Origin of the sequence: Bacillus cereus group sp. MYBK108-1, from assembly GCF_051917185.1 — a bacterium.
In the GTDB taxonomy this organism is placed as follows: domain Bacteria; phylum Bacillota; class Bacilli; order Bacillales; family Bacillaceae_G; genus Bacillus_A; species Bacillus_A cereus.
Genome location: NZ_JBQAHZ010000005.1, coordinates 86,748 through 98,579, shown reverse-complemented (window position 1 = coordinate 98,579; position 11,832 = coordinate 86,748). Strand labels below are relative to the sequence as shown.

Sequence of the window (11,832 nt, the reverse complement as noted above, 5' to 3'; positions counted from 1 at the left end):
CTCTCTATTAACCGAATACGCGATAATATAGTTGTTTCGCTTTCGAAATATCATTTGTACCATGAATAAAAACACGACCATCCCGAAAAAAAACGATGCGGTAATCATCGAATTGGCAAGATAGTAAATACGGATTCCGATCTACTTTTCCCAGTTTTTTTAATACTTTTTCTATATCATCAAAATTGTATTTCCTATTGTCTACTGTTCTAATTTGAACTGTATTTCTTCCGCATAAAACAGCTGCTTTCGTTTGATTTTCGTATGATAAATAAGGATAAGTTCGATTCAAACCGCATGAGAGACAAGCGTCTGTTTTTATTTTCCCTAATTTTATAAAATGATTTTGATTACTCCATATATCAAACATGAAAAATGTTTTTCTAATTGCTGAGAAATCTTCCACTAAAATTTTGAGCGCTTCTGCCACTTGATATGCTGCGACGATTTGAACAGTCGGGCTAATAATCCCAGCAGTATCACACGTCACACCTGTAACAGGGATATTTTTCAGCATACAATGTAAACACGGTGTCTCTTGCGGAATAATTATATAACTCATACCATATGATCCAACGCAAGAACCATATACCCACGGAATATTATGTTTTTGTGATAAATCATTTATTACAAATCGAATATCAAAATTATCTGTTGCATCAATGATTACATCTACATTTTTTAATAGACCTTCCATATTTTCTGAAGTTGCATCCATTACGAAAGCATGTATTTGTACTTCCGAATTAATTTGTTCTAGCCGATTTTTTGCAGCAATTGCTTTCGGCATTTTCTCTCTCGCATCTTGTTCAGAGTACAATTGTTGCCTTTGTAAATTACTCCATTCAACGTAGTCACGATCGATAATCGTCAACTTGCCAACACCTGCACGTACGAAACTTTCGGCACTTGCACTTCCTAATGCGCCTGCCCCTACAATTAACACATGTTTATTTCGAATTTTTTCTTGTCCTTTACTCCCAATTGGTTTGAACAACTGTTGTCGTGAATACCGATCAGCCATTACATACCCTTCCTCTCAAGAACTCTATTTCATATTAGAATGTTGTTTCTGATAACAAGCAAAGTAAGCAAAACCAACAAACCCAGCTCCTCCAATTACATTTCCGATAAAAACAGGAACAAAATTTTTAGCCAGATCCATCCACGTTAGATGACCAGCAAAAATAACAGCGGAAATGACAAACATATTTGCTACTACTTGCTGAAATCCAATCACTACAAATGCCATAATTGGAATCCAAATTCCGATGATTTTCCCGACAAAATCACTCGTCCCGTAAGCGAGCCAAAGAGCAAGACAAACGAGCCAATTACAACCAATTGCTAAAATCAAAGTTCTCCCAAATGATTCATGTAACTTCCCTTCCGCTATCGCTACCGTTTTATTTAAATACTCTCCCTCTGTTAATCCGCCAAGATGTCCAAAGCAATACGCAACGAAAATTGCCCCAATAAAGTTCATGAGAGTAATCCAAACCCAGTTATTCAGTACACTTATCAATGTAATTTTCTTTGCATAAAGCGCCATAGACAGTGACATCATATTTCCCGTAATTAATTCTCCTCCTGCTAATACTACGAGCATGAGTCCAACAGGAAATACTGCTCCTCCTAAAACATTCACTAGACTTCCCCAGCGCTCAGGTAAATTCCCTAAAACTCGAATGTTAAGTAAAAAACCTATCGCAATAAACGCTCCTCCTAAAAAACCGAGAATAAGCATCGCTGGCAATGTCTGTCTTACTTTTTGAACACCGGCCTCAATGACAAGCTCAGCAATTTGTTCCGGCTTATGAAATGCCATTACCCATTCCTCCATTTTCTCCAAATAAAAAAGCAGCTTCAAAAAACCTCCTCAAAATAAAGGTTTTTGAATGCTGCTTAATTTCTCTGCACATCTTTTACAGAGATATCAATCATCACTTTTACTATAAAATAGAAAATCCACAACTCTTGTAAATTTTCCATTTTTCACTATGACGCTAGCTTTATATATTAACCACCGATATGTGACATTTCAATTTTAGGTATTGTTTTCTTATTTGTATGATTTAAGCGTTCATCTGAATAACGATCTTCCCTATTATTCCATATATCGCGTACTACATCTGTAATGCCCTCATCTGTATGTTCAGAACGAAGCAATTCTCTTAAATCATTTCCTTTAGAAGCAAATAAGCAAGTATATAATTTTCCTTCTGCAGAAATACGAGCTCTCGTACATGATGAGCAAAAAGAATCTGTTACTGATGAAATAATACCTATTTCCTCATCGCTTCCTATATAACGATACCTAGTAGCCACTTCACCAGAATAATTTGCTTCTATCCGTTCTAACGGCATAACTTGATGAATCGTATCTACTATTTCTTGTTTAGAGACGACCTCTTTTAAATCCCAACCATTATAATTTCCAACATCCATATACTCAATAAAACGAAGAATATGCTTATTTTCCTTAAAATATTGCGCCATCTGCAAAATGTCCTGTTCGTTTTTTCCCTTTTGAACGACCATATTTATTTTAATTTTCATTCCAACTTCAGCTGCAGCCTGTATTCCTTCCAGAACCCTTTGCACTTTGCTCCTATTACCATTTAAATAGAAAAACCGCTCTTCTTCTAAGGAATCTAAGCTAACTGTTACACGTGATAGTCCCGCCTTATATAAATCAGGAGCAAACTTTTTAAGTAACGATCCATTGGTTGTTAAACCGATATCTTCTACACCATCAATTTTATTAAGGCGCTCAATAAGCTTTGGAAGCCCTCTTCGAAGTAACGGTTCTCCGCCTGTAATCCGTAATTTTCTCACACCTAAAGAAACGAAAATACGTGTTATCCTTTCAATTTCATCAAAAGATAAAATTTTATCATTAGACAAAAACGAGTAATCAGGACCAAATATTTCTTCTGGCATACAATATCGGCAGCGAAAATTACAGCGATCAGTAACTGAAATACGTAAATCCTTTAACGGACGTTGCAACTTGTCTAATGTAACTGATTTCATCTTCATTGCCTCACTTTTATTTTATATTTAAAACACGTTCTGGATGGGTATATACATTTAAGGAGTGATTACGAATAAATCCTATTGTCGTAATACCTAAATCTTCCGCTAGTTGCAAAGCTAACTCAGTTGGAGCTGATTTTGATAGTATAATTTCACAACCGATTTTTGCAACTTTCAATAATATTTCCGAAGAAATACGACCACTAAAAACAATGATTTTATCTTTTATAGAAATATCGTTTCTTAAACAATAACCGTAAATTTTGTCTAGTGCATTATGCCTACCAATATCCATTCGGCTTAAAATAATACCATTCACATCACATAAAGCTGCATTATGAACCCCACCAGTATGATGAAACGTATCCGCAGATTGCTGCATTTCTTTCATTAACCGAAAACAATCCTCTGCCGTAACCTGTACATGGACACCCTTCATTTTTTTTGCACTTAGTGCATCATTTGCAAAAACAAACCCTTGCCTACTCATACCACAACAAGACGTAATATAGCGTTTATTTTGCATTTGTTCATAATACGGATTTACTTTTGTCGTTGTTACATGCACAAAGCCTTCTTTCTCCTGCATCCATATGCTATCAATATCTTCATACTTCCGAATGATTCCTTCAGACGCTAAGAAGCCTATTACCATATCTTCTATATATTCTGGAGTACTAACCATTGTAACAAACTCCTGCCCGTTCATTTTAATGGTGACAGGAAACTCTGTTACAATGCTGTCCTCTATATGCTTAAACGCTCCTTGTTCATAACGAAAGATTTCTCTTTCTACCTGTATCGGTTTCACGATCAGTATCCTTCTCTCACGTTATATTTTTATCAAAAACAAATACAGAAACTGCAATATCTTCTTCTACTTTCATATCTGAAAACAAATTCACTAATTTCGCTCCAACAAGTTCCTCCAAATGTTCACGGGAATTCGCAGCATACACTTCTTGAATCATTTTCGTTCTAGCCATATGAACCATTTCCGCACCGTCCATCGTACTTGAAATAAATTTTTCAGTAGGTGTTAAGTTTCCATAAAGAGTCGCTATAGCCATATTTTCCGCAAAAACAGTATGAATTCGTTCTGGTCCTTTTCCGAAAAGTTCCTTTCGAAGTTTTCGTATCATATCATTAAATTCATGTACTTTTTTTGACATACAATTATACCTCCCAAAAGCCTCATTTTACTCTATTATATATTTTACCAAAATGAGCCTTCCGCCCAAACTATTTCCTACAAATATTTGGGCGGAAAGGTTCACTTCATGAAGTTTATTCGTCTTTTAACCCTTTCCCCATACCTTTTAAGAAATGAAGCCCAAACCCGATAGCACGGTTAATATCTGGGTCTTTCAATACTTTCATAAGATCGAATACCCCTACTTTTTTATTACTTTCTAGATGTTCATTACCTTCTTCTAGCCCGACTAATAAACTACCTATAAGCTTTTTCGTAAGTTCTGGGTCAAGTTCAGTTAACGCACCTGCAGCGCCCATCATATTATTAATTAAATTTGTAACAGGCTCACGAGTTACTTGACCTAGAACAATTTTCGCAATTGGTTCTTTCGCTTTTAGCATTGAATTTGCAGCTTCTAGCATTCCAATGTCATTTAATTCCCCTACTATATTAAACATCTGATTTAGAGCTTCTTCATTATTAGTTAGAAGCTCTTTTAAATCATCTAACTTTTGCTGTTTTATTTCTTCCTCAGTTAATTCTTGTTTTTGAATCATTTTTATAGGTGCAGCCATAGTTTTCTCCTCCTACTTATCCGTTAAATGCACATACCCTGGACGTGCCCACTTACGATGTACCTCAATTCCAGCTTGTGGGTGACGTTTTTTATTGCGTGGGTTCGCTTTTGGCATCGGATTTTCGCCATCAACTTCTAATACTTCCATACGTACTTTTGTTTGTTTATACGCAGGTGTATTCGTACGTACATCCACAGCAGGACCTGTTAAGAAATTAATTGCCGTTTCGTTATCTGTAGAGTTCATCGGTAAATATAACTCATTCGCTTTTACACGATCTGTAACGAGTGCACGTAATTTTAATGCTCCAAAAGGAGAGACAAGACGAACTAACGAACCTGTTTTTACGCCACGTTCTTTTGCAAGGTCTGGAGAGATTTCAACGAAAACACCAGGTACTTTCGTTTGAATACCTGTTGATTTATTTGTCATATTCCCTTCATGGAAATGCTCAAGCATACGACCGTTGTTAATGTGAAGGTCAAACTCAGCTGGAAATTCAGCTGGACGTACCCAGTCAGCAATCGCAAAACGAGCCTTTTTATCTGGGAAGTTAAATCCGTCTTGGAACAGAAGTGGTGTATTCGTTCCATCAAAACTTCCCCAATGGAAACTGTTCCATCCTTCAAGCACTTCATAGTTCGCTTGCGAGAACAATGGTGATAAACTTGCCATCTCAGCAAAGATTTCACTTGGGTGGCTATAATTCCAGTTTGCACCTAGTTTATTCGCAACTTCCTGGACGATCCACCAGTCTGGTTTCGCATCTCCTAGCGTAGGAAGAACTTGATATAATCTTTGGACACGGCGCTCTGTATTTGTGAAAGTACCTTCTTTCTCAAGAGATGGCGCTGCTGGTAATACAACATCTGCATATTGAGCAGTTTTAGAAAGGAAAACATCTTGCACAACGAAGAAATCAAGGCTCGATAACACTTCATGTACATGATTTGCATTAGAATCTACAAGAGCCATATCTTCTCCGACAAGATACATTGCTTTCATTTTTCCTTCGTCAATTGCGTGAAGCATTTCGATATTATTAAGACCTGGTTCACTATCAATTTTCACTCCGTAAGCAGTTTCAAATTTCGCACGTTCCATTTCGTTAGTAACGTGCTGATATCCTGGAAGCCATCCTGGTAAAGTACCCATATCACAAGCACCTTGTACGTTATTGTGGCCTCGAAGTGGGTATGCGCCTGCTCCTGGACGACGGTAGTTCCCTGTTGCAAGAAGTAAGTTTGAAATTGCAGCGGAAGTATCAGAACCACCTGTATTTTGCGTTACCCCCATACCCCAAAGGATACATGTACCATCTGCATCACGAATCATTTCAGCCATTTGAATAAGCGTTTCTTTTGAAATGCCTGTTACTTCTTCTGCATATTCAAGTGTATATTCCTCTAGGCTTTCTTTGAAATCTTCAAAGAAGTTTACATTCTCATTAATGAATTCCTGATCATGCCAACCTTGATCAATCATATATTTCGTAACAGCCATTAACCAAACTTGATCTGTTCCTTGTTTTGGACTAATAAAGACATCTGATCGCTCTGCCATTTCGGTTTTACGAAGATCAGCTACAATTAACTTTTGTCCGTGTAATTTATGTGCACGTTTAATACGTGTAGCTAGAACAGGATGACCTTCTGTCGGATTACATCCTACAATAATAACAAGACCAGATTGCGCAATATCTTTAATCGTTCCGGCATCACCGCCCATACCAATTGTACGGAACAAACCATCCGTTGCTGGTGATTGGCAATAACGTGAGCAGTTATCAATATTATTCGTTCCAAATACTTGTCGAGCTAATTTTTGAATTACATAATTGTCTTCATTTGTAATTTTAGAGGAAGAAATAAATCCGATAGAACCTTTACCGTACTCTTCTTTAATAGCGCCTAATTTATTTGCAACTACATTCAGTGCTTCTTCCCATGTAGATTCAACAAACGTTCCATTTTTACGAATTAAAGGTTTTGTTATTCGTTCTTTAGAATTTACGAAATCCCAACCAAATTTCCCTTTTACACAAGTGGAAATTGCGTTAACTGGTGCATCTGAAGATGGCTGTACTTTAAGAATTTCACGCCCCTTCGTCCACACTTCAAACGAACAACCTACACCACAAAATGTACATACTGTTTTCGTTTTCTTCGTACGAGTATCACGCATGGCCGCTTCCACTTCTGATACCGCAAAAATACCGCTATATCCAGGCTCAACTTCTTTAATTAAATCTACCATCGGTTCAAGAATATCTGGTTTTAATCCCGTCATAAATCCAGCTTCACCGAGCATCGTTTTCTCCATTAAAGCGTTACAAGGACAAATCGTTACACATTGACCACAGCTAACGCATGAAGAATCATTAATATTTACTCCTTCATCCCAAATAACTCGTGGGCGTTCCGCTTCCCAGTCTATCGATAACGTTTCATTTACTTGTAAGTTTTGACACACCTCAACGCATTGACCGCATGCAATACATTGATTAGGATCATAGCGATAAAACGGATGCGTCATATCAACTTCACTTACATCTACTTTCGGTTCATACGGATATTTTTGATGTTCAATTTCCATTAATTCTGCTGTATTATGCAGTTTACAGTTCCCATTGTTGTTGTCACATACTGTACAGTATAATAAATGATTTTCTAGTAACCGATCCATCGCCTCTGTTTGTGCTTCTTTTGCGCGAACAGAAGCACGTTCAATGTTCATACCTTCCGTTGCTATCGTCGAACAAGAACGCATTAACTTTCCGTCAACTTCTACAATACAAGTGTCACATGTTTGAATAGGATCTACTTCTGGCACGTAACAAATTTGCGGATGTTCAATCCCGTTCTCATTAATAACACCCAATATCGTTGAACCAGGCTCCGCTGTATACTTTTTTCCGTCAATTGTAATATGAACCATGTTGTTATTCATGGTCTTTCCCCCTTTTTGAGAATAAAAAAACTCCACCACGAAAATATACGCACCACATTTCGGCACGTTATTATCATGGTGGAGTAGTTTATTAGCACATCTTGCTAAAATACCAATCCATTTATTCATAAATAAAACGATAGAGTCATAACAGGTCATATCACGATTCCATCTTTAACACTATAATTATAGCGTTAAATGTACAAATATACAATATAAATTTTAAACTGCGCATATGTCTGTATGTAACTATCCATAATAACCCATATAAAGTTCAACGAGGAATAAGGTGAATATATGGGATCTTTTCGAAAATGGATAAGGGGCGAAAAATCTTTCTCTACTCATGAGCAATCTGAAACTGTATTAAATAAAGAAATTTCTTCCTCCATGCCGCTTAATCTTAAACACTTATCCAAATTATTTAGTGGTATTCCAGAATTAATTACACGCACTTTCCCGTTAAAAAACGGAAAAGAAGCTGCTCTTATATATATGGAAGGACTTGTAGATAAAACTGTTATTAATGTAGATATTCTTCGTCCTCTCTTATTTAAAGAATGGAATGAAGATGATTTTTGGGAATCTTCTGTTTCTATAGGGAATATTAAAAAAGTTCAGAAGTGGATAGACATTGAGCAATCTCTCTTACATGGCAAAAGTATTTTATTTATAAACGGGCAATTATCAGCTTTAGAACTAGATACGCAAGCGGCGCCAAAAAGGAGTATTGAAGAACCTACAACAGAGACTTCCATAAAAAGCTCACACGAAGGATTTAATGAAGTGGCAAGTGATAGTATCGCACTTATTCGTCGCTATATTCCAAATCGCGAATTAAAAGTGAAGGAATTCACTGTTGGCGAACGAGCAACCTCTAAAGTTTTTTTACTTTATCTTGCAGATGTTACAAACGAAGATGTTGTACAAGATATGGCATGCCGCATTGAATCAATCAAAGTAGATGCTATTCTTACTACCGGTGAATTAGAAGGATTTGTTGAAGATAATTCCTATACTCTCTTCCCACAATTGTCTATCACTGAACGTCCTGACACAACGGCACATCATATTTTGAATGGGCGAATTGCTGTTGTTGTAGATCGCTCACCAGGCGTATTAATAGGACCTATGACCTTTTCATCCTTCTTTCAGACGATAGATGATTACAGCTTCAGACCTATGATTCCATCTTTTATACGACTCCTTCGTTTCACTGGGCTATTTATTGCAATATTTGCTCCTGCTCTTTATATTGCTATGATTTCCTTCCATTATGAAGTGATTCCGCTCAAATTGTTGTTAACGATTGGAGAATCTCGAGCCAAAATTCCTTTTCCTCCCATATTAGAAGCTTTATTAATGGAATTAGTTCTCGAAATGCTCCGAGAAGCAGCGATTCGGCTTCCTGGGCCTGTTGGACAAACAATCGGCGTCGTAGGAGGAATTGTAATTGGACAAGCTGCGGTTCAAGCTGGGATTGTGAGTAACGTTATGGTTATCGTCGTATCAATTACTGCGGTTGCCTCCTTCATTATTCCTAACTTAGAAATGTCAGCAGGAATTCGGCTTCTTCGATTCCCAATGATGATAGCCGCCTCTTTATTTGGCGTCATTGGAATTATGGTTGGAATGGCAATCATTATCATCCATATTCTTTCTATGGAATCACTTGGTGTACCATATGGTAGTCCTTTTTCTCCGTCATATGCTTCGGATTTAAAAGATACCCTTATACGTTTCCCATGGAAAATTATGAAGAAACGGCCACTATCTCTACAATTAAAACAAGATAACCGGCAAAGAGATGTTAAAGAAAAGGAGGAGAATTAGTGACAAAACGTGCAAAGAGGGAGATCACTTTATTTCAATACATTTTAACGATTAGTGGTGTTCAAGTCGGATTCGGCGTACTTACACTTCCGCGTGAAGTTGCACAAGGAGCGAATACAGATGGCTGGATGTCTATTATTATCGGATGTGTCATTACTACTTTAGTCAGTCTATGTATTGTAAAAATCATGGAAAAACATCCAGGATATACTTTACTTGATGTGCTGATACGCTATCTTGGAAAATGGCTAGGAAGAGTAGTAATGATTTTTTGGATTTTATATGCTGTACTCGCAGCTGTTTCCTTAATTTTTTCCCTCTTATACGTTATTCATATTTGGATTTTACCTAGATCTCCTATGTCTTTAATTATGATTTTGCTATCTATTCCAATGCTTATGCTTGCATGTAAAGGAGCACTTATTATTAGTCGTTTTGCTGTTTTCACTGTCATCTTTACACTTTGGATGCCATTATTATTATTTATTCCTCTTAAAGATGGGCATTTTATATATCTTCTTCCTCTTATCAAGGAAGGATGGCTACCAATTATAAACACCGTAAAATCAACTATCATTGCGTTTCTCGGATTCGAGTTTGCGTTTGTCCTTTATCCTTATTTAACTAACAAAGCATCTGCAAAAAAAGGAATTGTTATTGCAAATTTGATTACGTTATTTATTTATCTTCAAATCACGTTCGTTTCTTTTATTTATTTTAGTCCAGATGGTATAACAAAGTTTTTATGGCCAACTCTTTCTCTTGTTACACCGTTTCATTTCTCATTTCTTGAGCGGTTTGAAATTATCTTTTTGTCATTTTATCTCTTTATTATTTTTGATTCCTGTATTCCTTATATTTTTACTGCTTCAGATGGTATTAATCAATTACTTAACAAAAAAGGCAGTTCATTACCTATTTATTTTTTATTATTCGGGTGTATTTTCATCTTATTCTTTTATATCCCTTCTTCTTATCAGATAAGTTCGTTGCGGGAATTTTGGGGAACTGCTAGTTATTTTATCGTTTTTCTATTCCCGGTTGTATTTCTCTTATACATGACACTTTATCAGCATTGGAAAAGGAGAAAAGTTTAAATGAGACGCTTTATTCATTTTATTATATTTTGTTTTCTCATAATTTTTTTAGCAGGTTGTGAAGATCGGCTTGATTTAGAAAAACAATCCATCTCATTAATTTATGGTTTTGACGCAAAAGCAAAAGGAAAATTAATTGTGTATCACGTAAATCCTATTTTCAATGAAGATGTAGAGAAAAAGTACGAAATTCATGAAGCGAAAGTACATACACCCCGAGAAGCAAAAGATACGTTTAACAGTTCAAGCAGCGGTTTAGTGTCCACAGAAAAGTTACAGCTTATATTGTTTAGCACGAATTTTTTAAAACAAGAAGGAGCTATGCCTTATCTGGATGTTTGGTATCGCGACCCTAAAAATACAGGGAATATGCGCATGGTTGCAGTAGATGGCCCCATTTCTTCTGTTATATATAATAATTTCAAAGATAAGCCTGCTCTTCCTGAATATTTAACAGATTTAATTAATACGAACAAACTATACAATCGGACCGTGTTTACGACATTCCATGAATTTCATAGACAAACTTTTAATAAAGGCGTAACTCCTGCTATTTCAGAAATAAAAAAAGGGAAGAAAGATGTTATTGTTACCGGTTCGGCACTATTAACCTCTCGTGGAACTTATAAGATGTCTTTAAATCGCTACGAAAGTGCCCTTCTTCTTATGGTGCAAAAGAAAGCTAATATACCCGTTTCACTTACAATGAAAATCCCCTCTAATTTAGTTGAAAGTAATAGCCATCTAAAAGATACAAAAGGCGACGATTTTATAACAATAAATGTTCTTAGTATGAATCATGATATCGGTACAGACTATAGCGATAACCACTTCAAATTTCATGTTAAAATGGATTTGAAAATTGCTGTCTCTGAACTTACATTCAATATGGATATAGACAAAGATAGAAAGAAATTAACTTCTCTTATTACAAAACAACTAAACAAAGATTTGAACGATTTAATCCACAACATTCAAAAACAGCAACTTGATCCATTCGGATTTGGTGATTATGCGAGAGCGTTTCAATATAAAGAATGGAAACAAGTCGAAGATGATTGGCCGAGTGCCTTTTCAAAAGCTAATGTGAAAGTGGCACCAACTATTAAAATTTTAGAAAATGGGATTATTAAATAGAAAA

Annotated in this window: 10 protein-coding genes; 3 read left to right on the top strand and 7 right to left on the bottom strand. The window is 36.2% G+C overall.

The genetic code is table 11. From position 1 onward, the window contains the following. Positions 1–7: 7 nt before the first annotated feature. From ACTFSL_RS10330 to fdhF, 7 genes are all read right to left on the bottom strand, one after another. Positions 8–1,024, bottom strand: a complete 1,017-nt coding sequence (locus ACTFSL_RS10330; RefSeq protein WP_000785259.1) for a molybdopterin-synthase adenylyltransferase MoeB — start codon at positions 1,022–1,024, stop codon at positions 8–10. Positions 1,025–1,048: 24 nt separating this feature from the next. Beyond that, positions 1,049–1,828 carry a formate/nitrite transporter family protein gene (locus tag ACTFSL_RS10325; RefSeq protein ID WP_000863998.1) on the bottom strand — a complete coding sequence of 260 codons (780 nt, stop codon included), beginning with the start codon at positions 1,826–1,828 and terminating at the stop codon, positions 1,049–1,051. Positions 1,829–2,019: 191 nt separating this feature from the next. Next, entirely contained in the window at positions 2,020–3,036 is a 1,017-nt protein-coding gene (moaA, locus tag ACTFSL_RS10320; RefSeq protein WP_135278059.1) for a GTP 3',8-cyclase MoaA, read from the bottom strand. A gap of 16 nt (positions 3,037–3,052) precedes the next feature. Further along, positions 3,053–3,850: a formate dehydrogenase accessory sulfurtransferase FdhD gene (fdhD, locus tag ACTFSL_RS10315; RefSeq protein WP_000802681.1), complete on the bottom strand. Its 798-nt coding sequence runs from the start codon at positions 3,848–3,850 to the stop codon at positions 3,053–3,055. A gap of 16 nt (positions 3,851–3,866) precedes the next feature. Next, positions 3,867–4,211 (bottom strand): DUF2294 domain-containing protein, encoded by a 345-nt coding sequence (locus tag ACTFSL_RS10310; protein ID WP_000039582.1) that lies wholly within the window; start codon positions 4,209–4,211, stop codon positions 3,867–3,869. A gap of 115 nt (positions 4,212–4,326) precedes the next feature. Beyond that, on the bottom strand, positions 4,327–4,809 hold the full coding sequence (locus ACTFSL_RS10305) for a DUF1641 domain-containing protein (protein WP_000729897.1): 483 nt from the start codon (positions 4,807–4,809) through the stop codon (positions 4,327–4,329). 12 nt (positions 4,810–4,821) lie between these two features. Then, complete coding sequence (gene fdhF, locus ACTFSL_RS10300; protein ID WP_119683803.1) at positions 4,822–7,761, bottom strand: formate dehydrogenase subunit alpha; 2,940 nt, start codon at positions 7,759–7,761, stop codon at positions 4,822–4,824. Between the two features lie 297 nt (positions 7,762–8,058). Between fdhF and ACTFSL_RS10295 the strand changes: the two genes are divergently transcribed. From ACTFSL_RS10295 to ACTFSL_RS10285, 3 genes are read left to right on the top strand one after another with little or no spacing between them, the layout of a single operon-like run. After that, complete coding sequence (locus tag ACTFSL_RS10295; protein WP_075719772.1) at positions 8,059–9,594, top strand: spore germination protein; 1,536 nt, start codon at positions 8,059–8,061, stop codon at positions 9,592–9,594. Then, positions 9,594–10,691 (top strand): endospore germination permease, encoded by a 1,098-nt coding sequence (locus ACTFSL_RS10290; RefSeq protein ID WP_000166524.1) that lies wholly within the window; start codon positions 9,594–9,596, stop codon positions 10,689–10,691. Before ACTFSL_RS10295 ends, ACTFSL_RS10290 begins: the two co-directional genes overlap by 1 nt. Beyond that, on the top strand, positions 10,692–11,828 hold the full coding sequence (locus ACTFSL_RS10285; RefSeq protein WP_119683805.1) for a Ger(x)C family spore germination protein: 1,137 nt from the start codon (positions 10,692–10,694) through the stop codon (positions 11,826–11,828). Positions 11,829–11,832: the final 4 nt, after the last annotated feature.